Genomic DNA, 21039 nt, shown 5'->3' on the forward strand with positions numbered 1-21039 from the left:
CCCACGCCTTGAATCACAAGGCCTGCGCACCTCTCTCCAGCACCCCCGCCCAAGCCGACAAAGCAACTTGGCAATTCAATTGCATATGCTTGTATGTACAAGTAAAGATAAGTGCGCAATAGTGGATAGGCCGTCCCTTGTGCACGGTACGCACAGCCCCACAGCCCCGCCGATCTCGCCGGGTTTGCCTAGATCGCTCAAGGAGCACTTTCGTGACTGACAACAAGCTCAACAAATTCCGTGACGTCGAGATCCGCGCCCCGCGTGGCACCAAGCTGAACGCCAAAAGCTGGCTGACCGAAGCGCCGCTGCGCATGCTGATGAACAACCTCGACCCGGAAGTGGCCGAGAACCCCAAGGAGCTGGTGGTGTATGGCGGCATCGGCCGCGCCGCCCGCAACTGGGAGTGCTACGACAAGATCGTTTCCAGCCTGAAGGAGCTGAACGACGACGAAACCCTGCTGGTGCAGTCGGGCAAACCGGTCGGCGTGTTCAAGACCCACCGCGACGCCCCGCGCGTACTCATCGCCAACTCCAACCTGGTGCCGCACTGGGCCAACTGGGAGCACTTCAACGAACTGGATGCCAAGGGCCTGGCCATGTACGGCCAGATGACCGCCGGCAGCTGGATCTACATCGGCAGCCAAGGCATCGTCCAGGGCACCTATGAAACCTTCGTCGAGGCCGGCCGCCAGCACTACGGCGGTAACCTCAAGGGCCGCTGGGTGCTCACCGCCGGCCTGGGCGGCATGGGCGGTGCACAGCCACTGGCGGCGACCCTGGCCGGCGCCTGCTCGCTGAACATCGAATGCCAGCAAACCAGCATCGACTTCCGCCTGCGCACCCGCTACGTCGACGAACAAGCCAGCGACCTGGACGACGCCCTGGCGCGCATCGCCAAGTACACCAGCGCTGGCAAGGCCGTCTCCATCGCCCTGCATGGCAACGCGGCACAAATTCTGCCTGAGCTGGTCAAGCGTGGCGTGCGCCCGGACATGGTCACCGACCAGACCAGCGCCCACGACCCGCTCAATGGCTACCTGCCGATCGGCTGGACCTGGGAGCAGTACCGCGACCGCGCCAAGACCGACCCGGCCGCCGTGGTCAAGGCCGCCAAGCAGTCGATGGCCGTGCACGTGCAAGCCATGCTCGATTTCCAGAAAGCCGGCGTGCCGACCTTCGACTACGGTAACAACATCCGTCAGATGGCCCAGGAAGAGGGCGTTTCCAATGCCTTCGACTTCCCAGGCTTCGTGCCGGCCTATATCCGCCCGCTGTTCTGCCGTGGCGTCGGCCCGTTCCGCTGGGCCGCGCTGTCGGGCGATGCCGAGGACATCTACAAGACCGACGCCAAGGTCAAGGAACTGATCCCGGACGATGCCCACCTGCACCGCTGGCTGGACATGGCACGCGAGCGCATCGCCTTCCAGGGCCTGCCAGCGCGTATCTGCTGGGTTGGCCTGGGGCTGCGCGCCAAGCTGGGCCTGGCGTTCAACGAAATGGTGCGCAGCGGCGAGCTGTCGGCGCCAGTGGTGATCGGCCGTGACCACCTCGACTCCGGCTCGGTCGCCAGCCCCAACCGGGAAACCGAAGCCATGCAGGATGGCTCCGATGCCGTGTCCGACTGGCCGCTGCTCAACGCCCTGCTGAACACGGCCGGTGGTGCCACCTGGGTGTCGCTGCACCACGGGGGTGGCGTGGGCATGGGCTTCTCGCAGCATTCGGGCGTGGTGATTGTCTGTGATGGCAGCGACGAAGCCGCTGCGCGCATTGCCCGTGTGCTGACCAACGACCCGGCCACCGGGGTGATGCGCCATGCCGATGCGGGTTACCAGATTGCGATCGATTGCGCCAAAGAGCAGGGGTTGAACCTGCCGATGATTACTGGCTGATGAGCCCGGGGGCTGCTTTGCAGCCCTTCGCGGGTGAACCCGCTCCCACAGGGTTTTGCAGTGTTCTCAGGGCTTGCACTGTCCTTGTGGGAGCGGGTTTACCCGCGAAGCGCCGCAACGCGGCGCCAAGGCTCTACTTTCTTGCACAGACTGCCGATTTCCATTTCAAAAAAGTTTGGGAGCGTCACGCAATGAAAACCAACAAGACCTTGCTCGCATCGCTGTTCGCCCTGGGCCTGTGCGCCACCGCTGGCGCCACCCAGGCCGCCACTTGGTGCGACTCGGGCAAGCCGGTGAAATTCGCCGGGCTGAACTGGGAAAGCGGCATGCTGCTGACCGACGTCATGCAGTTCGTCCTCAAGGAAGGCTACGGCTGCAAGGTCGACAGCCTGCCCGGTAACTCCATCACCATGGAGAACGCCCTGGGCACCAATGACATCCAGGTATTCGCCGAGGAATGGGTAGGCCGCAGCGAGGTGTGGAAGAAGGCCGAGGCCGCCGGCAAGGTGGTCGGCGTGGGGGCGCCGGTAGTGGGCGCCGTCGAGGGCTGGTACGTACCGCGCTACGTGATCGAGGGCGATGCCAAGCGCAAGCTCGAAGCCAAGGCGCCGAACCTGAAGAACGTCGCCGACCTGGCCCAGTACGCCAGCGTGTTCAAGGACCAGGAAGAGCCAGGCAAGGGCCGCTTCTACAATTGCCCGGCCGGCTGGACCTGTGAGCTGGACAACAGCCAGATGCTCAAGGACTACGGCCTGGAAGCCAGCTACACCAACTTCCGCCCAGGCACGGGCCCGGCGCTGGATGCCGCGGTGCTGTCGAGCTACAAGCGCGGCGAGCCGATCCTGTTCTACTACTGGACCCCAACCCCGCTGATGGGCCAGGTCGACCTGGTCAAGCTGGAAGAGAAGCCCGGCGTGGACAAGAGCGTGTCGATCAAGGTCGGCCTGTCCAAGGCTTTCCACGACGAGGCGCCCGAGTTGGTCGCGGTGTTGGAGAAGGTCAACCTGCCGATCGACCTGCTCAACCAGAACCTCGCCCGCATGAGCAAGGAGCGCATCGAGTCGCCGAAGCTGGCGAAGATCTTCCTCAAGGAACATCCTGAGGTGTGGCAGGCGTGGGTCAGCGAAGACGCGGCCAAGAAGATCAACGCGGCGCTGTGAGCGCCGTCACCTGATGAGTGGAGCCTATGTTTCCTGAGAACCTGACGTTTTCCATCGCCGACTGGGTCAATGGCTGGGTCGATGCGCTGGTCACCAACTACGGCGATGTGTTCCGGCACATCTCCGACACCCTGCTGTGGGCCATCGTCAACCTCGAAGGCCTGCTGCGGGCCACGCCCTGGTGGCTGATGCTGGCGGTGGTCGGGATCATCGCCTGGCATGCCACCCGGCGCATCCTGCCGACCGCAGTGATCATCGGCCTGCTGTTCCTGGTGGGTGCCGTGGGGCTGTGGGACAAGCTGATGCAGACCCTGGCGCTGATGCTGGTGGCCACCTTCATCTCGGTGCTGGTAGGGGTGCCGCTGGGCATCCTCTCGGCGCGCAGCAACCGCCTGCGCGCGGTGCTGATGCCGCTACTGGACATCATGCAGACCATGCCCAGCTTCGTGTACCTGATTCCGGTGCTGATGCTGTTCGGCCTGGGCAAGGTGCCGGCGATCTTCGCCACCGTCATCTACGCCGCGCCGCCGCTGATTCGCCTGACCGACCTGGGGATTCGCCAGGTCGACGGCGAGGTGATGGAGGCGATCAACGCCTTTGGCGCCAACCGCTGGCAGCAACTGTTCGGCGTGCAGTTGCCGCTGGCGCTGCCGAGCATCATGGCCGGCATCAACCAGACCACCATGATGGCCCTGTCGATGGTAGTGATTGCCTCGATGATCGGTGCCCGTGGCCTGGGCGAAGACGTGCTGGTGGGTATCCAGACCCTGAACGTCGGTCGTGGCCTGGAAGCGGGCCTGGCGATCGTGATTCTCGCGGTGGTGATCGACCGCATTACCCAGGCCTACGGTCGGCCAAGGCATGAGGTGAGCAAATGAGCACGCAGGCGATCAGCAAGATCGAAGTGAAGAACGTCTACAAGATTTTCGGTGAGCGCGCCGCAGAAGCCCTGCAATTGATCGGTCAACAGCACAGCAAGGAACAGGTGCTGGCGCAGACCGGCTGCGTAGTGGGGGTCAATGACCTGTCGCTGTCGATCGGCAGCGGCGAGATCTTTGTCATCATGGGCCTCTCGGGCTCGGGCAAGTCCACCCTGGTGCGCCACTTCAACCGCCTGATCGACCCCACCAGCGGGCAGATCCTGGTGGATGGCGAGGACATCCTGCAGTACGACATGGATGCCCTGCGCGCATTTCGCCGACGCAAGATCAGCATGGTGTTCCAGAGCTTCGGCCTGCTGCCGCACCGCAACGTGCTGGACAACGTCGCCTACGGCCTGAAGGTGCGTGGCGAGAGCAAGGAGCTGTGCGCCCAGCGCGCCCAGCAATGGATCGAGACCGTGGGCCTGAAGGGCTACGAGAAGAAGTACCCGCACCAGTTGTCCGGCGGCATGCGCCAGCGCGTAGGCCTGGCCCGGGCGCTGGCAGCGGACACCGACATCATCCTCATGGACGAGGCCTTCAGCGCCCTTGACCCGCTGATCCGCGCCGAGATGCAGGACCAGCTGCTGGAACTGCAAAAGACCCTGCACAAGACCATCGTGTTCATCACCCATGACCTGGACGAAGCCGTGCGCATCGGCAACCGCATCGCCATCCTCAAGGACGGGCGCCTGATCCAGGTCGGCACCCCGCAGGAAATCCTCCACTCGCCGGCCGACGAATACGTCGACCGCTTCGTCCAGCGCCGCGCTGTTGCCGTGTAAGGGGCCGTCATGTCGCAACCTGAAACTGTCGTGATCACCGATGCCCAGGTGCGTTGGCAGGACGTCGCCGCCGTGGCCCGCCATGGCGCGCAGCTGCAACTGGCACCGGTGGTGTGGGCGCGTATCGACAACGCCCAGGCCATCGTGCGGCGCATCGTCGACAGCGGCGAGCGCGCCTATGGCGTGAACACCGGGCTCGGCGCGCTGTGCAACGTTTCGCTCAAGGGCGAGCAGCTCAGCGCGCTGTCGCGCAATACCCTGCTCAGTCATGCCTGCGGCGTAGGCCCGGCGCTGCCCGACGAGCAGACCCGGGCGATCATCTGCGCCGCCATCGTGAACTACAGCCATGGCAAGTCCGGCGTGCAACGCGGGGTGGTCGAGGCGTTGCTGGCGCTGCTCGAGCGGGGTATCACCCCACAGGTGCCGTCCCAGGGTTCAGTGGGCTACCTCACCCATATGGCCCATGTGGGCGTGTGCTTGCTCGGCGTGGGCAAGGTCAGTTATCGCGGGCGTATCGTCGAGGCTAGCGAGGCCATGGCCGCCGAAGGGCTGGCCCCGGTGGCGCTGGGGGCCAAGGACGGCTTGTGTCTGGTCAACGGCACGCCGTGCATGACCGGCCTGGCCTGCCTGGCGCTGGACGACGCCACGCGCCTGCTGCAGTGGGCCGATGTGATCGGCGCCATGAGCTTCGAGGCCCAGCGCGGGCAGATCGACGCGTTCGACCCCGAGATCATCGCGCTCAAGCCGCACCCCGGCATGCAAATAGTCAGCGAGAACCTGCGCGGCCTGTTGTTCGGCAGCGAGGTGATCGCCTCGAGCAAAGGCATTCGTACCCAGGATGCCCTGAGCATCCGCTCCATTCCCCAGGTGCACGGCGCCGCACGCGACCAGCTGGCCCACGCCGCGCGCCAGGTGGAGAACGAACTCAACGGCGCCAATGACAACCCGCTGTTGCTGGGCACCCCGGAAGAATTCCGGGTGGTGTCCCAGGCCAACCCCCATGGCCAGTCGGTGGCGATGGCCGCCGACCTGCTGGCGATTGCCATGGCCGAGATCGGCTCGATCGCCGAGCGCCGCCTCGATCGTCTCATCAACCCGCACGTCAGCGGCCTGCCGGCGTTTCTGGTGAGCAACCCCGGGGTCAACTCGGGAATGATGATCGTGCAGTACGTCGCCGCCTCGCTGTGCGCGCAGAACCGCCAGCTGGCGCAACCGGCGGTGCTCGACAACTACGTCACCTCGGGCCTGCAGGAAGACCACCTGAGCCTGGGCACCAACGCCGCGCTCAAGCTGCACCAGGTGCTGGAGAACTGCACCCAGGTGCTGGCCATCGAGTATCTGCTGGCTGGCCAGGCGTTCGAGTTCCTCAAGGCGCAACGTTTCGGCGTGGGCACCGATGCCGCCTGGCGCCTGCTGCGCGAGCAGGTGCCGGCCTACCTGGAAGACCGCTGGCTGGCGCCGGACATCGCCCGCGCCGCAGCACTGCTTAAAGATTCGCGGCTGCCGCAGCCTGTGCTGGCGGCGCTGCACTGAACAATGATTAGAAGGAGCATGGAAATGGAAGTGTTCAACCTGGTGCCCGGCCAACTGACCCTGGCCGAGCTGCGCCGTATCCACCAGGCGCCGCTGCGCCTGCAACTGGACGCCAGTGCTGGCGCTGCGATCGATGCCAGCGTGGCGTGCGTGGAGCGCATTCTGGCCGAAGACCGCACGGCCTACGGCATCAATACCGGTTTCGGCCTGCTGGCCTCGACCCGCATCGCCAGCCATGACCTGGAAAACCTGCAACGCTCGCTGGTGCTGTCACATGCCGCCGGTATCGGCGCGCCGCTGGACGACGCCCTGGTGCGGCTGATCATGGTGCTGAAGATCAACAGCCTCAGCCGTGGCTTCTCGGGCATCCGCCGCAAAGTCATCGATGCCTTGATAGCCCTGGTCAACGCCGAGGTCTACCCGCACATCCCGCTCAAGGGCTCGGTGGGCGCCTCCGGCGACCTTGCGCCGCTGGCGCATATGTCGCTGGTGCTGCTGGGGGAAGGCAAGGCGCGCTACCAGGGGCAATGGCTGCCCGCCAGCGAAGCGCTGGCAGTGGCGGGCCTGGAGCCGTTGACCCTGGCGGCCAAGGAGGGCCTGGCGCTGCTCAACGGCACCCAGGCCTCCACCGCCTACGCGCTGCGCGGGCTGTTCCAGGCCGAAGACCTGTTCGCCGGCGCCATCGCGTGTGGTGCCCTGACCGTCGAGGCCGCGCTGGGCTCGCGTTCGCCCTTCGATGCGCGCATCCACGAGGTGCGTGGCCAGCGTGGGCAGATCGATACCGCCGCCTGTTTCCGTGACCTGCTGGGCGACTCCACCGAGGTGTCGCAGTCGCACAAGCACTGCGGCAAGGTGCAGGACCCTTACTCGCTGCGCTGCCAGCCGCAGGTCATGGGCGCCTGCCTGACCCAACTGCGCCAGGCCGCCGAGGTGCTGGCCATCGAGTCCAACGCGGTGTCGGACAACCCCCTGGTGTTCGCTGCCGAGGACGAAGTGATTTCCGGCGGTAATTTCCACGCCGAGCCCGTGGCCATGGCCGCCGACAACCTCGCCCTGGCCATCGCCGAAATCGGCGCGCTGAGCGAGCGGCGCATCTCGCTGATGATGGATAAGCACATGTCGCAACTGCCACCTTTCCTGGTGGAAAACGGCGGGGTCAACTCCGGCTTCATGATCGCCCAGGTCACCGCGGCGGCCCTGGCCAGCGAGAACAAGGCCTTGTCGCACCCGCACAGCGTCGACAGCCTGCCGACCTCGGCCAACCAGGAAGACCACGTGTCGATGGCCCCGGCCGCCGGCAAGCGCCTGTGGGAAATGGCCGAGAACACCCGTGGCGTGCTCGCCATCGAATGGCTTGGCGCCTGCCAGGGCCTGGACCTGCGCGAAGGCCTGAAGACCTCGGCCAAGCTGGAGCAGGCGCGCCAGGTGCTGCGCCGCGAAGTGCCGCACTACGACCGTGACCGCTTCTTCGCCCCGGATATCGAGGTGGCTACCGAACTGTTGGCCGAAGGGCGCCTGACCGGGCTGCTGATGGCCGGGGTATTGCCGAGCCTGTAATGGAGAACGCTATGAGAACCCTCTGGCAGCACTGCCACGTGGCCACCATGGCCGGGGGCAGCTATTCGATCATCGAGGATGCGGCGATCGTCACCAACGGTGGGCTGATCGAGTGGATCGGTCGTCAGGCCGACGTGCCTGCCACTGAGCTCACCCGCACGGTCGACCTGGGCGGCGCCTGGGTCACCCCGGGGCTGATCGACTGCCACACCCATGCGGTGTTCGGCGGTAACCGCAGCGGTGAGTTCGAGCAGCGCCTGCAAGGCGTGAGCTATGCCGAGATTGCGGCTCAGGGCGGCGGTATCGCCAGCACCGTGCGCGCTACCCGTGCCGCCAGCGAGGACGAGCTGCTGGCCAGCGCCCGCCTGCGCGTGCAGGCCTTGTTGCGCGATGGTGTGACGGTATTGGAGATCAAGTCTGGCTACGGCCTGGACCTGGCCAACGAACGCAAGATGCTGCGTGTGGCGCGGCGCCTGGCCGAGGAACTGCCGCTGACGGTGCGCACCACCTGCCTGGCCGCCCACGCCTTGCCACCGGAGTTCGCCGGGCGCGCCGACGACTACATCAGCCATGTGTGCGACGTCATGCTGCCGGCCCTGGCCGAGGAAGGGCTGGTGGATGCCGTGGACGCCTTCTGCGAACACCTGGCGTTTTCCCCGGCACAGGTCGAGCGGGTGTTCATCAAGGCCCATGAGCTGGGGCTGCCGGTGAAGCTGCACGCCGAGCAATTGTCGTCGTTGCATGGCTCCAGCCTCGCCGCGCGCTACCAGGCGCTGTCGGCGGACCACCTGGAGTTCATGACCGAAGAGGATGCCATCGCCATGGCCAAGGCCGGCACGGTCGCGGTATTGCTGCCGGGGGCGTTCTATTTCCTGCGCGAAACCCAATTGCCGCCGATGGATGCCCTGCGCCGCCACGGCGTGAAGATCGCCCTGGCCAGCGACCTCAACCCCGGCACCTCGCCGGTGCTGTCGCTGCGCCTGATGCTGAACATGGGCTGCACCTTGTTCCGCATGACCCCGGAAGAAGCCCTGGCCGGCGTCACCGTGCACGCGGCCACGGCGTTGGGCCTGGGCGACAGCCACGGCTCTCTGGAAACCGGCAAGGTCGCCGACTTCATCGCCTGGCAGATCGATCGCCCCGCCGACCTGGCCTACTGGCTTGGCGGCGACCTGCCCAAGCGCGTGGTGCGCCTGGGCCATGAGATATCCAATTGAGCGAGGCGTCATGGACAAGGTTTTGAGTTTTCACCAAGGCACGCTGCCGCTGCTGGTTAGCATGCCCCACGCCGGATTGGGCCTGACGCCTGCCGTGCGCGATGGGTTGGTCGATGCTGCGCGCTGCCTGCCGGACACCGACTGGCACATTCCGCAGCTGTACGATTTCGCCCAGGGCCTGGGTGCCAGCGTGGTGGCAGCGCAATACTCGCGCTTCGTCATCGACCTCAACCGCCCGGACGACGACAAGCCGCTGTATGCCGGCGCCACCACCGGCTTGTACCCCGCCACGCTGTTCGAGGGCGAGCCGCTGTTCAAGCCGGGGTTGGAGCCGTCGGCCGAAGAGCGGGCAGGGTATCTGGAGCAGGTCTGGCGCCCCTATCACGAAACCATCCGCAGTGAGCTCGACCGCCTGCGCGAAACGTTCGGCTATGCGCTGCTGTGGGATGCCCACTCGATCCGCTCGGTCATCCCCCACCTGTTCGACGGCAAGCTGCCGGACTTCAACCTCGGCACCTTCAATGGCGCCAGCTGCGACCCGCAGTTGGCCGAGCGGCTGGAGGCCGTGTGCGCCGAGGCGCCGGCCTACAGCCATGTGCTCAACGGGCGCTTCAAGGGCGGGCACATCACCCGCCATTACGGCGACCCGGCCAACCACATCCATGCCGTGCAGTTGGAGCTGGCGCAAAGCACCTACATGGAAGAAGTGGCGCCGTTCGCCTATCGCCAGGACCTTGCCCAGCCGACCCAGGCGGTACTGCGCGCCCTGCTGCAAAGCGCGCTGGCCTGGGGGCGGTCGCGCTACGGGTGTTGAGCGCTCAGCACGTCTCGCACGCCGCGTAGGCCGCCAGGCCTGCTTCGGCGAGGCGCGGTTCAGCTCGGGCGTGGCGCCGCTGATGCCGATGCCCCCGACCTGGCGCTGCCGGCGGTCGAAGATCGGCAGCCTCCCTCCAGCAATAGGAAGCCCTGCGCCGCACAGGGGCGCCGGGTGCAACTGTTAATGGGGGGGTGCCGAGACGGCGGGATGCACGAAGCCTGAACAGACACATGCTCAAAGCACGATTCAGGTTTATGATGCCCAACGGCAGATAAAATCCCCACACGGAGTGCGCAATGCAGACCCTCTACCCGCAGATCAAACCCTACGCCCGGCACGATCTGGCCGTGGAAGCGCCCCATGTGTTGTATGTCGATGAAAGTGGCTCGCCCGAGGGGCTGCCGGTGGTGTTCATCCACGGTGGACCGGGTGCTGGCTGCGACGCCCAGAGCCGTTGCTACTTCGACCCCAACCTGTACCGCATCATCACCTTCGACCAGCGCGGCTGCGGCCGCTCGACACCCCATGCGAGCCTGGAGAACAACACCACCTGGCACCTGGTCGAGGACCTGGAGCGTATCCGCGAGCACCTGGGCATCGATAAGTGGGTGCTGTTCGGCGGCTCCTGGGGTTCCACCCTGGCCCTGGCCTACGCCCAGACTCACCCCGAGCGGGTACACGGCCTGATCCTGCGCGGCATCTTCCTGTGCCGTCCGCAGGAGATCCACTGGTTCTACCAGGAAGGCGCCAGCCGCCTGTTCCCGGACTACTGGCAGGACTACATCGCGCCGATTCCCGCCGAGGAGCGCGGCGACCTGGTCAAGGCCTTCCACAAGCGCCTGACCGGCAACGACCAGATCGCCCAGATGCACGCCGCGAAGGCGTGGTCCACCTGGGAAGGTCGCACCGCTACCCTGCGTCCGAACCCGCTGGTGGTCGACCGCTTCTCCGAGCCGCAGCGTGCGCTGTCGATCGCTCGCATCGAATGCCATTACTTCACCAACAATGCCTTCCTCGAGCCGGACCAGTTGATCCGCGACATGCCCAAGATCGCCCACCTGCCGGCGGTGATCGTGCATGGCCGCTACGACGTGATCTGCCCGTTGGACAACGCTTGGGAACTGCACCAGGCCTGGCCGAACAGCGAACTGAAGGTGATTCGCGACGCCGGCCACGCGGCCTCCGAGCCGGGCATCACCGATGCCCTGGTACGCGCCGCCGACCAGATGGCCCGGCGCCTGCTCGATTTACCCCTGGAAGAAGCATGAAGGGCCTGCTGCAACGGGTGCGGCAGGCGCGGGTAGAGGTCGATGGCGAAGTTGTCGGGTCCATCGACCAGGGTTTATTGGTGCTGGTGGCGGTCGAGCCTGAAGATTCCCGCGAACATGCCGACAAGCTGTTGCACAAGCTGTTGAACTACCGGGTCTTCAGTGACGCGCAAGGCAAGATGAACCTGTCGCTCAAGGATGTAGGCGGCGGCCTGCTGCTGGTGTCGCAGTTCACCCTGGCGGCGGATACGCGCAGCGGCATGCGTCCAGGCTTCTCGACGGCAGCTCCCCCTGCTTTGGGCGTTGAGCTTTTCGACTACCTTTTGACGCAAGCCAGCAGTCAGTATTCCGACGTTGCCAGTGGTCGCTTCGGGGCAGACATGCAGGTGCATCTGGTCAATGATGGCCCGGTAACATTTATGTTACAAATATGAGCCCAAAAAACCCCTTGTTTGTATAAAACAAGGGGTTTTGTACGATAAATAGTTTGTTCAGCCTGATGCGTTGTAGCGCGGCCTGCTGGATAATCGCGCGCTGCGTGAACCTGCGTTCGCAGGTTCGTTTCACTCTGACTCGAGCATTGTCTGGATCCGTTTGGGGAATCATTGCGCCCTTACGGGGTCGGAACAGTGCTCGCCAACCCGGCATTTGTCGCTGGCCGTTGGTTTCATGATCTGTTTTCGGCGAGGGTTGCTCGTGATTGTAAGTCCCTGTAATGCACCAAGAATCCCCGGCAGTCGGCTGCGCAAGGCATTGTTGGCAGGCGCAGCGCTGGTTGGCCTGATGAACGCAGGCCAGCTGTGGGCATTCAATCTTGACGATGTTGCAGCCAAGGCAAAGGATCTGGCCGGCCAGAAGTACGAAGCACCGAAGAGCAACCTGCCTCCGGTGTTCCGTGACATGAAATATGCCGACTACCAGAAGATCCGCTTCCTGCAGGAGAAGGCCGAATGGGCGAACGACAAGACCCCGTTCAAGCTGTCCTTCTATCACCAGGGCATGCATTTCGACACGCCGGTGAAGATCAACGAAGTGACGGCGACCAAGGTCGAGGAAATCAAGTACGACCCGAGCCGCTTCGCCTTCTCTGACGTGCCCCATGACCCGGAGACCACCAAGAACCTCGGCTACGCCGGCTTCCGCGTGCTCTACCCGATCAACAAGCCCGACAAGCAGGACGAAATCATGACCCTGCTTGGCGCCAGCTATTTCCGTGTAGTGGGCAAGAACCACGCCTATGGCCTGTCGGCCCGTGGCCTGGCCATCGACACCGCGCTGCCGTCCGGTGAAGAGTTCCCGCGCTTCACCGAGTTCTGGGTGGAAAAGCCAAAGCCTGCCGACAAGCACCTGGTGATCTACGCCCTGCTCGACTCGCCGCGCGCTACCGGCGCCTACAAGCTGACCGTGCGCCCGTCCAACGACACCATCGTAGACGTGAAGTCGCGCGTGTTCCTGCGTGACAACGTCAGCCGACTGGGCATTGCCCCGCTGACCAGCATGTACCTGTTCGGCCCCAACCAGCCATCGCGCATCATGAACTATCGTCCGGCCCTGCATGACTCCGAAGGCCTGTCGATCCATGCCGGCAATGGCGAGTGGCTGTGGCGTCCGCTGAACAACCCGAAACACCTGGCCGTGAGCAACTTCAGCGTCGAGAACCCGCGTGGTTTCGGCCTGATGCAGCGCCAGCGCGCCTTCAGCGACTACGAAGACCTCGACGACAACTACCAGCGCCGCCCAAGCACCTGGATCGAGCCCAAGGGCGACTGGGGCAAGGGCACCGTCGACCTGGTGGAGATCCCCACTGCCGACGAGACCAACGACAACATCGTTGCCTTCTGGAGCCCGGAGAAACTGCCTGAGCCTGGCAAACCCTTCGAGTTCGACTACCGTCAGCACTGGACCATCGAAGAACCGAAGTTCCAGGCTCCCGACTTGGGCTGGGTCAAGCAGACCCTGCGTTCGACCGGTGACGTCAAACAGTCCAACCTGATCCGCCAGCCGGACGGCAGCGTAGCCTTCCTGGTCGACTTCAATGGCCCGGCCCTGGCCGCGCTGGCCGAGGACACCCCGGTACGCAGCCAGATCAGCGTTGGCGACAACGCCGAAGTGGTCGAGAACAACCTGCGCTACAACCCTGAAATCAAGGGCTGGCGCCTGACCCTGCGGATGAAGGTGAAGGATCCGAAGAAACCTACCGAGATGCGTGCCGCACTGGTGCGCGACGTAGCGGTAGAGGCGCCGAAGGAAGCGAACCCGGCCAAGGATACCAAGCACGCCCATGCCAAGGCTGAACACGCCAAGGCTGGCAAGGCGGAAAAACCTGCCGAGCAACCAGCCGCCGATGCGGCGTCCACCCAAGAGGCCCCGGCCACCACCGAAAAAGTGCTGACCGAGACCTGGAGCTATCAGTTGCCTGCCGATGAGTAACTCAAGCCCAAGGCCGGAATCGCTTGGCGAATACCTGGCCCACCTCCCACTGAGCGATGAGCAGCGCGCGGAACTCGCCAGCTGCGCCTCGTTCAGCGAGCTGCACCAACGCCTGGCGGCCCAACCGGTCGCCAGCCCTGCCGAGGCCACCCAGGCCTCGGTAGGCCCGCGCCTTACCGTAGGCACTGCCGCCGAGCTGGAAGACGCCGAGATGCTTGCCGTCGACGGTAGCGGTCGGCTGTGCCTGAAGATCGCCCCGCCCATCAAGCGTACCAAGGTGCTGCCAGAGCCATGGCGCACCAACATTCTGGTGCGCATGTGGCGCCGCATGACTGGCCGACCCAACGCCCCGCAGCCGCCCAAGCGCGAGTTGCCGCCGGCGCGCTGGCGCTGGGTCGGCTCGATGCGCCGCTATATCCTGCTGTTGCTGATGATCGGCCAGACCGCCGTGGCCGGCTGGTACATGAAGGGCATTCTGCCGTACCAGGGCTGGTCGTTCGTCGACTTCGACGAGGTGGCCAACCAACCCCTCTGGGACACGGTCGTGCAGGTCTGGCCCTACGCCCTGCAAACCTCCATCCTGATCCTCTTCGGTATCCTCTTCTGCTGGGTGTCGGCGGGCTTCTGGACTGCGCTGATGGGCTTCCTCGAGCTGCTCACCGGGCGCGACAAGTACAAGATTTCCGGCAGCAGTGCCGGCAACGAGCCGATCGCCAGCGATGCACGTACCGCCATCGTCATGCCGATCTGCAACGAGGACGTGCCACGGGTGTTCGCCGGCCTGCGCGCGACCTTCGAGTCGGTTGCCGCGACCGGTGACCTGGACCGCTTCGACTTCTTCGTGCTCAGCGACACCAACGACAGCGACATCGCTGTCGCCGAGCAACAGGCTTGGCTGGAGGTGTGCCGTGAGGCCAAGGGCTTCGGGCGCATCTTCTACCGCCGCCGTCGGCGCCGCGTGAAGCGCAAGAGCGGCAACCTCGACGACTTCTGCCGTCGCTGGGGGGGTGAATACAAGTACATGGTCGTGCTCGACGCCGACAGCGTGATGAGCGGCGAATGCCTGACCAGCCTGGTACGCCTGATGGAGGCCAACCCCGACGCAGGCATCATCCAGACCGGGCCCAAGGCTTCGGGCATGGACACCCTCTATGCGCGTCTGCAACAGTTCGCCACCCGTGTGTACGGCCCGCTGTTCACCGCCGGCCTGCACTTCTGGCAGCTGGGCGAATCGCATTACTGGGGCCACAACGCGATCATCCGCATGAAGCCGTTCATCGAGCACTGCGCCCTGGCGCCGTTGCCGGGCAAAGGCGCGTTCGCCGGCGCGATCCTCTCCCACGACTTCGTCGAGGCTGCGCTGATGCGCCGTGCCGGCTGGGGCGTGTGGATCGCCTACGACCTGCCGGGCAGCTACGAAGAACTGCCGCCGAACCTGCTCGATGAGCTCAAGCGCGACCGCCGCTGGTGCCACGGCAACCTGATGAACTTCCGGCTGTTCCTGGTCAAGGGCATGCACCCGGTGCACCGCGCGGTGTTTCTCACCGGCGTGATGTCGTACCTGTCGGCGCCTCTGTGGTTCCTGTTCCTGGTGTTGTCGACCGCGCTGCTGGCGACCAACACGTTGATGGAGCCGCAGTACTTCGTCGAGCCGTTCCAGCTCTACCCGCTATGGCCGCAGTGGCACCCGGAGAAGGCTATCGCCCTGTTCTCCACGACCATCGTGCTGCTGTTCCTGCCCAAGCTGCTCAGCGTCATCCTCATCTGGGCCAAGGGCGCAACCGAGTTCGGCGGTCGCTTCAAGGTGACCCTGTCGATGCTGCTGGAGATGCTGTTCTCCATGCTGCTGGCGCCAGTACGGATGATCTTCCACACCCGCTTCGTGCTGGCCGCGTTCCTCGGTTGGGCCGCAACCTGGAACTCGCCGCAGCGTGACGACGACTCCACCCCGTGGAGCGAGGCCGTCCGTCGCCATGGCCCACAGACCCTGCTGGGTATTGCCTGGGCTGCACTGGTGGCGTGGTTGAACCCGAGCTTCCTGTGGTGGCTGGCGCCTATCGTGGGTTCGCTTGTGTTGTCGATCCCGGTGTCGGTGATTTCCAGCCGCGTGCGCCTGGGCCTGCGGGCCAAGGACGAGAAGCTGTTCCTGATTCCCGAGGAATACGCCACGCCCCACGAACTGCTGGCCACCGACCAGTACACCCACGAGAACCGCTGGCACGCGATGAAGGAAGGCTTCGTTCGTGCCGTGGTCGACCCGCGGCAGAACGCCCTGGCTTGCGCCATGGGTACCGCTCGCCACGGCCAGGCTGCGCCAATCGAGGCGCTGCGTGCCGAGCGCATCGCCAAGGCCCTGGAGGCGGGGCCGAAGGGTGTGGATGGCAATACCAAGCTGGCCCTGCTCAGCGACCCGGTGGCATTGTCGCGCCTGCATGAGCAGGTGTGGGCCGAGGGCCACGAGGCGTGGATCAAGGTATGGCGCAACTCCATCACCAGCGACCCGCACTCGCCGCTGTTGCCATTGCATCCGGAGAATGAGGCGCAGCCCGCTCTCGCAGGCGCCTGACCGATCGCATTCGCGGCGGTTCGGCGCCCCGACAAGCCCGCTCCTACAGGATCGCTGTGAACCTTGTAGGAGCGGGCTTGCCCGCGATGCTTTTTGCGGCACAGTGATTTTTGGCCAACAAAGTCCCCTCCGGCTCTAGGTGCAGGGCCGCGCATGCGTTAGCATCCCCCCCGACATAACGCACCGGTCGGAACGATCGTGCAAAAAAATAATACTTTGCGTACTTCTTGCTAGGGGATCTGGTGATGATGAAGAAATTCCTGTCGGGCATGATGCTCGGCGTCACTGCGCTGGTCGCCGTTGCGACCGCCCAGGCCGGCGCTATCGACGATGCAGTCAAGCGCGGCACCCTGCGTGTAGGCATGGACCCAACCTACATGCCGTTCCAGATGACCAACAAGCGCGGCGAGATCGTCGGCTTCGAAGTGGACATCCTCAAGGCCATGGCCAAGTCGATGAACGTCAAGCTGGAAACCGTTTCCACCGCCTACGACGGCATCATCCCGGCCCTGCTGACCGACAAGTTCGACATGATCGGCAGCGGCATGACCCTGACCCAGGAACGCAACCTGCGCCTGAACTTCAGCGAACCCTTCATCGTCGTGGGCCAGACCCTGCTGATCCGCAAGGAGCTGGCGGGCGAGATCAAGTCGTACAAGGACCTGAACAACGAGAAGTACCGCATCACCTCCAAGCTGGGCACCACCGGTGAGATGGTCGCCAAGAAGCTCATCAGCAAAGCCAAGTACCACGGCTACGACAACGAGCAGGAAGGGGTGATGGACGTGGTCAACGGCAAGGCCGACGCCTTCGTCTACGACGCGCCCTACAACGTTGTGGCCATCGAGAAGGCCGGCGCTGGCAAGCTGGTGTTCCTGGAGGAGCCCTTCACCTTCGAGCCACTGGCCTTCGGCCTGAAGAAAGGCGACTACGACAGCCTCAACTTCATCAACAACTTCCTGCACCAGATCAAGCATGACGGGACCTACGATCGTATCCACGACAAGTGGTTCAAGAACAAGGACTGGCTGAAGGACATGGAATAAGGCCCAGGCTACACGCCCAGGCACTGACCCCGACGCGCAGGCAACCCCTGCGCGTTCGCATTTACTGGAAGCACCCACGTGATCAAACACAAGAAAGCCCAGTGGCCCTGGCACGCGCTGACCGCGCTGGTCCTGGTCGGCCTGGCATTCAGCCTGTACATGGCCACCTCGATGATTTCCTACGAGTGGCGCTGGAACCGCGTGCCGCAGTACTTCGCCTACAAGGCCGAGGACGTGCAGCGCGCGGCAGGCTACGGCACGGTCGAGGAGATCGTCGTGTCCGGTGACACCGCACGTGTCACCCTCAAGGACGAAGACGGCGACCAGCAGGTGCTGGAAGTGGTCAAGGACAGCCTGCAACTGAGCCGCGGTGACGATGTTGCCGAGGGCGACGCGATCGGCGTTACCCGCCACTGGGCTGCAGGCCCACTGGCCTGGGGCCTTTGGACCACCTTGTGGATTTCCGTGGTGTCCGGTGCGCTGGGCCTGGCGATCGGCCTGTTCGCCGGGCTCTGCCGGCTGTCGAGCAACCCGACCCTGCGCGACCTGTCCACTGTGTATGTCGAGCTGGTGCGCGGTACGCCGCTGTTGGTGCAGATTTTCATCTTCTACTTCTTCATCGGCACCGTGCTCAACCTCTCCCGCGAATTCGCCGGGGTGGCGGCGCTGGCGCTGTTCACGGGCGCCTATGTGGCCGAGATCGTGCGTGCCGGCGTGCAGTCCATCGCCAAGGGACAGAACGAGGCGGCGCGCTCGCTCGGCCTGAACGGTGCGCAGTCGATGCGCCACGTGATCCTGCCGCAGGCGTTCAAGCGCGTGCTGCCGCCGCTGGCCGGGCAGTTCATCAGCTTGGTCAAGGACACTTCGCTGGTGTCGGTGATCGCCATCACCGAGCTGACCAAGAGCGGCCGCGAGGCCATTACCACGTCGTTCTCGACCTTCGAGATCTGGTTCTGCGTGGCGGGCCTGTACCTGCTGATCAACCTGCCGCTGTCGCACATCGCCAGCCGGCTCGAGCGGAGGCTTGCGCAAAGTGATTGAAGTCCGTGACCTGTTGAAAGTCTTCGACACCCGTGGCCATGTGGTTCGCGCGGTGGACAAGGTCACCACCCAGGTGGCCAAGGGCGAAGTCGTAGTGGTGCTGGGCCCTTCGGGCTCGGGCAAGTCGACCTTCCTGCGTTGCCTCAATGGCCTCGAGCATTTCGACGATGGGCATGTGTCTATCGACGGTCTGCGCCTGGACGACCCCAAGACCGATATCAACGCCTACCGTCGCGAAGTCGGCATGGTGTTCCAGCATTTCAACCTGTTCCCGCACATGACCGTGCTCGAGAACCTGTGCCTGGCGCAGAAGGTGGTGCGCAAGCGCAACAAGGCCGAGCGCGAGGCCAAGGCGCGGGCGTTGCTGGAGAAGGTGGGTATCGGCCAGAAGGCCAACGAGTACCCATCGCGGCTCTCTGGCGGCCAGCAGCAGCGCGTGGCGATCGCTCGGGCCCTGGCGATGGATCCGAAGGTGATGCTGTTCGACGAGCCCACCTCGGCGCTGGACCCGGAGATGGTCGGCGAGGTGCTGGACGTGATGAAGACCCTGGCCCAGGAAGGCATGACCATGGTCTGCGTGACCCACGAGATGGGCTTTGCCCGGGAAGTGGCGGACCGCGTGCTGTTCTTCGATCACGGCAAGCTGCTGGAAGACTCGGCGCCCAGCGAGTTCTTCGCCTCGCCGAAGGATCCCCGCGCCCAGGCGTTCTTGCGGCAGGTGCTTTAACAGCGGTGAATGGCACCGGCTTGGCCGGTGCTCGCGGGCGAGCCCGCTCCTACAGGTACAGCGCCCAGCGGCGGTGAACCTGCAGGAGCAGGCGACGCAGATGTCGGCTCAGAGCCTGAACCGCGCCACCAACCCTTGCAGATGAGTCCCCAACCGCGCCAGTTCAACGCTGGAGCTGGCCGTCTGCTCGCTTGCCGCCGAGGTCTGCTCGGAAATATCCCGCACGTTCATCACACTGCGGTTGATCTCCTCGGCTACCGCTGTCTGTTCTTCCGCCGCCGTGGCGATCTGCTGGTTCATCGCCTGGATCGACGACACCGTGTGTGCGATGGTCTCAAGCGACCCGCCGGCGCGGCGGGTCAGTTCCACACTGCTTCCGGTCAGCTCACGGCTATTGTCCATCACGCTGGCTACCCGCTGGGTGCCGCTTTGCAGGCTGGCGATCAGCTCTTCGATTTCCTCGGTGGACTGCTGGGTGCGCTGGGCCAGGCTGCGGACTTCGTCGGCGACTACCGCGAAACCGCGCCCGGCCTCACCGGCACGGGCCGCCTCGATGGCGGCGTTGAGGGCCAACAGGTTGGTTTGCTGGGCCACCGATTTGATTACATCGAGCACGCTGCCGATCTTGTCGCTCTCGGCCTTGAGCTGGTTCATCGCTTCGCTGGAATTCTCCACCTCGCCGGCCAGGCGCTCGATCTGCGCGATTGCCTCGCCCACCACGCGGTCACCTTCGCGTGCCTGCTGGTCGGCCATCAGGGCCGCTTCCGAAGCCTGTTCGGCGCTGCGTGCGACCTCGTGCACGGTGGCGGTCATCTGGTTCATGGCGGTGGCCACCTGGTCGGTCTCGACCTTCTGGTTGTTGACCCCGCTGCTGGTCTGCTCGGTGACCGCGGAAAGCTCTTCGGCGGCGCTGGCGATCTGCGTCACGCCTTCGCCGATCCCGCCGATCAGCTGGCGCAAGCCGATGGTCATGCGCTGCATGCTGGCCTGCAACTGACCCAGCTCGTCGCGACGCTCCACCAGCAGGTCCTGGCTCAGGTCGCCGCTGGCCACGCGTTCGGCGGCGGTGAGGGTCTGGCGCAGGGGTACGACGATCTGCCGGGTGATCACCCAGGCGGCCAGCAGGCCCAGCACCAGCGCCAGCGCGGTGGCACCGGCCAGCACGGTCTTGGCCTGTTGGGCGCCGGCATTGCGCACGCCGGTCTGCGATTCGGTCATCTGCTGGCTGGTATCCACCAGCACCTGGCCCTGGGCGACCATGCGTTGCAGGAGCTGTTCGGCGCTCGACTGGGCTGCGCCGAACTGGTTCACCGCGTCACGGTAGCCGGCCATGGCCGTAGCGGCGTCGGCCAGGCTGGCGGCATATTCGGCGGGAACCTTGGTCGGCAGGGTCTTGAGCACGGCGAGTGACTGGTCGATGGCGTTCAGGGCAGTCTGCTGGAACTCGGCCTTGCCACTGTAGGTGTAGCCGCGCACCTGGAAGCGTGCCTGTTGCAACAGGGCGCTGGCCTGCACGGCTTCCTGGTATTGGGCGATATCGCCCGCTTGCATCAAGCGCTGCTGCACCTTGCCGAGCAGGTCGGCGGCCTTGTCGGCCGTGTCGCCGAGCATGGCCCGGGCCGCTTCACGGCGCTGGTTGGCCTGTCTGATTTCGGTAAACGCCTGCTGGTACTGGCGCACCGCCTCGCGTTGTTGCTCCAAGCGTTGGTGGTCCTGGGGTTGCTCGATCTGGCCGAACATCATCTGTACCTGCGCGTCGAGCTGGCGCAGCGCTTTTTCCAGCTCGGCCATCGAGGCTTCGTCGCGGTTACGCTCGAACTGCTGCCGGGCGATGCGCAGCTCCTGGCTGTATTCGAGAATTACCGAGATATTGCCCAGCTTGTCGCCACGGGCTATCACGCTGTCCACGCCGCTCCAGCCCGTGGCGGTGATCGCCAGGGTCAACAGCAATACCAGGCCGAAGCCCATCCCCAGCTTGCGATTGACGCTCATATTTCCCAGTGTCTGGGCAAACCACCTGTACATAGCAACTCCCCTTGGTAACGCCGTGAAGCCATTTTTCTTATGTTGCAAAGGCCAT

At 64.8% G+C, this 21039-nt stretch carries 16 protein-coding genes; 15 read left to right on the forward strand and 1 reads right to left on the reverse strand.

Annotation, left to right across the window (positions count from 1 at the left end; translation table 11 throughout):
- The first annotated feature begins 212 nt into the window (after positions 1 to 212).
- The 15 genes from hutU (at position 213) to RAC97_RS00760 (ending at position 18959) form a co-directional block, all read left to right on the forward strand.
- Positions 213 to 1892 (forward strand): urocanate hydratase, encoded by a 1680-nt coding sequence (gene hutU, locus RAC97_RS00690; protein ID WP_375099714.1) that lies wholly within the window; start codon positions 213 to 215, stop codon positions 1890 to 1892.
- Positions 1893 to 2083: 191 nt separating this feature from the next.
- On the forward strand, positions 2084 to 3052 hold the full coding sequence (locus RAC97_RS00695) for an ABC transporter substrate-binding protein (RefSeq protein ID WP_375099713.1): 969 nt from the start codon (positions 2084 to 2086) through the stop codon (positions 3050 to 3052).
- 26 nt (positions 3053 to 3078) lie between these two features.
- Complete coding sequence (locus RAC97_RS00700; protein ID WP_375099712.1) at positions 3079 to 3930, forward strand: ABC transporter permease; 852 nt, start codon at positions 3079 to 3081, stop codon at positions 3928 to 3930.
- Positions 3927 to 4757 carry a glycine betaine/L-proline ABC transporter ATP-binding protein gene (locus RAC97_RS00705; RefSeq protein ID WP_375099711.1) on the forward strand — a complete coding sequence of 277 codons (831 nt, stop codon included), beginning with the start codon at positions 3927 to 3929 and terminating at the stop codon, positions 4755 to 4757. Before RAC97_RS00700 ends, RAC97_RS00705 begins: the two co-directional genes overlap by 4 nt.
- Positions 4758 to 4766: 9 nt before the next feature.
- Complete coding sequence (gene hutH / locus RAC97_RS00710; protein WP_375099710.1) at positions 4767 to 6290, forward strand: histidine ammonia-lyase; 1524 nt, start codon at positions 4767 to 4769, stop codon at positions 6288 to 6290.
- Between the two features lie 24 nt (positions 6291 to 6314).
- Complete coding sequence (gene hutH / locus RAC97_RS00715) at positions 6315 to 7847, forward strand: histidine ammonia-lyase (RefSeq protein ID WP_375099709.1); 1533 nt, start codon at positions 6315 to 6317, stop codon at positions 7845 to 7847.
- 11 nt (positions 7848 to 7858) lie between these two features.
- Positions 7859 to 9064 (forward strand): imidazolonepropionase, encoded by a 1206-nt coding sequence (hutI, locus tag RAC97_RS00720; protein WP_375099708.1) that lies wholly within the window; start codon positions 7859 to 7861, stop codon positions 9062 to 9064.
- Between the two features lie 10 nt (positions 9065 to 9074).
- Positions 9075 to 9878, forward strand: a complete 804-nt coding sequence (gene hutG / locus RAC97_RS00725; RefSeq protein ID WP_375099707.1) for an N-formylglutamate deformylase — start codon at positions 9075 to 9077, stop codon at positions 9876 to 9878.
- Between the two features lie 299 nt (positions 9879 to 10177).
- Complete coding sequence (gene pip, locus RAC97_RS00730) at positions 10178 to 11149, forward strand: prolyl aminopeptidase (protein ID WP_375099706.1); 972 nt, start codon at positions 10178 to 10180, stop codon at positions 11147 to 11149.
- Positions 11146 to 11583, forward strand: a complete 438-nt coding sequence (gene dtd, locus RAC97_RS00735) for a D-aminoacyl-tRNA deacylase (RefSeq protein WP_375099705.1) — start codon at positions 11146 to 11148, stop codon at positions 11581 to 11583. The genes pip and dtd overlap by 4 nt, the downstream gene beginning before the upstream one ends.
- 262 nt (positions 11584 to 11845) lie before the next feature.
- Positions 11846 to 13579, forward strand: a complete 1734-nt coding sequence (locus RAC97_RS00740) for a glucan biosynthesis protein G (protein WP_375099704.1) — start codon at positions 11846 to 11848, stop codon at positions 13577 to 13579.
- Complete coding sequence (gene mdoH / locus RAC97_RS00745; protein WP_375099703.1) at positions 13572 to 16145, forward strand: glucans biosynthesis glucosyltransferase MdoH; 2574 nt, start codon at positions 13572 to 13574, stop codon at positions 16143 to 16145. Before RAC97_RS00740 ends, mdoH begins: the two co-directional genes overlap by 8 nt.
- A 248-nt stretch (positions 16146 to 16393) precedes the next feature.
- Entirely contained in the window at positions 16394 to 17191 is a 798-nt protein-coding gene (locus RAC97_RS00750; protein ID WP_375099743.1) for a transporter substrate-binding domain-containing protein, read from the forward strand.
- Positions 17192 to 17269: 78 nt separating this feature from the next.
- Complete coding sequence (locus tag RAC97_RS00755; RefSeq protein WP_375099702.1) at positions 17270 to 18232, forward strand: amino acid ABC transporter permease; 963 nt, start codon at positions 17270 to 17272, stop codon at positions 18230 to 18232.
- Positions 18225 to 18959 (forward strand): amino acid ABC transporter ATP-binding protein, encoded by a 735-nt coding sequence (locus RAC97_RS00760; protein WP_375099742.1) that lies wholly within the window; start codon positions 18225 to 18227, stop codon positions 18957 to 18959. Before RAC97_RS00755 ends, RAC97_RS00760 begins: the two co-directional genes overlap by 8 nt.
- Before the next feature lie 108 nt (positions 18960 to 19067).
- On the opposite strand, the gene RAC97_RS00765 is transcribed toward RAC97_RS00760, so the two are convergent.
- The gene (locus RAC97_RS00765) at positions 19068 to 20984 is read right to left on the reverse strand and encodes a methyl-accepting chemotaxis protein (protein ID WP_375099701.1); all 1917 of its coding nucleotides are present in this window, start codon (positions 20982 to 20984) and stop codon (positions 19068 to 19070) included.
- Positions 20985 to 21039: the final 55 nt, after the last annotated feature.

Source organism: Pseudomonas sp. LS_2, from assembly GCF_042709235.1.
In the GTDB taxonomy this organism is placed as follows: Bacteria; Pseudomonadota; Gammaproteobacteria; order Pseudomonadales; family Pseudomonadaceae; genus Aquipseudomonas.

Bases quoted from the DNA above. Each gene is read 5' to 3' on its own strand.
- RAC97_RS00695 (WP_375099713.1), top strand. From the start codon at position 2,084: ATGAAAACCAACAAGACCTTGCTCGCATCGCTGTTCGCCCTGGGCCTG.
- RAC97_RS00700 (WP_375099712.1), top strand. From the start codon at position 3,079: ATGTTTCCTGAGAACCTGACGTTTTCCATCGCCGACTGGGTCAATGGC.
- RAC97_RS00705 (WP_375099711.1), top strand. From the start codon at position 3,927: ATGAGCACGCAGGCGATCAGCAAGATCGAAGTGAAGAACGTCTACAAG.
- hutH (WP_375099710.1), top strand. From the start codon at position 4,767: ATGTCGCAACCTGAAACTGTCGTGATCACCGATGCCCAGGTGCGTTGG.
- hutH (WP_375099709.1), top strand. From the start codon at position 6,315: ATGGAAGTGTTCAACCTGGTGCCCGGCCAACTGACCCTGGCCGAGCTG.
- hutI (WP_375099708.1), top strand. From the start codon at position 7,859: ATGAGAACCCTCTGGCAGCACTGCCACGTGGCCACCATGGCCGGGGGC.
- hutG (WP_375099707.1), top strand. From the start codon at position 9,075: ATGGACAAGGTTTTGAGTTTTCACCAAGGCACGCTGCCGCTGCTGGTT.
- pip (WP_375099706.1), top strand. From the start codon at position 10,178: ATGCAGACCCTCTACCCGCAGATCAAACCCTACGCCCGGCACGATCTG.
- dtd (WP_375099705.1), top strand. From the start codon at position 11,146: ATGAAGGGCCTGCTGCAACGGGTGCGGCAGGCGCGGGTAGAGGTCGAT.
- mdoH (WP_375099703.1), top strand. From the start codon at position 13,572: ATGAGTAACTCAAGCCCAAGGCCGGAATCGCTTGGCGAATACCTGGCC.
- RAC97_RS00750 (WP_375099743.1), top strand. From the start codon at position 16,394: ATGAAGAAATTCCTGTCGGGCATGATGCTCGGCGTCACTGCGCTGGTC.
- RAC97_RS00765 (WP_375099701.1), bottom strand. From the start codon at position 20,984: ATGTACAGGTGGTTTGCCCAGACACTGGGAAATATGAGCGTCAATCGC.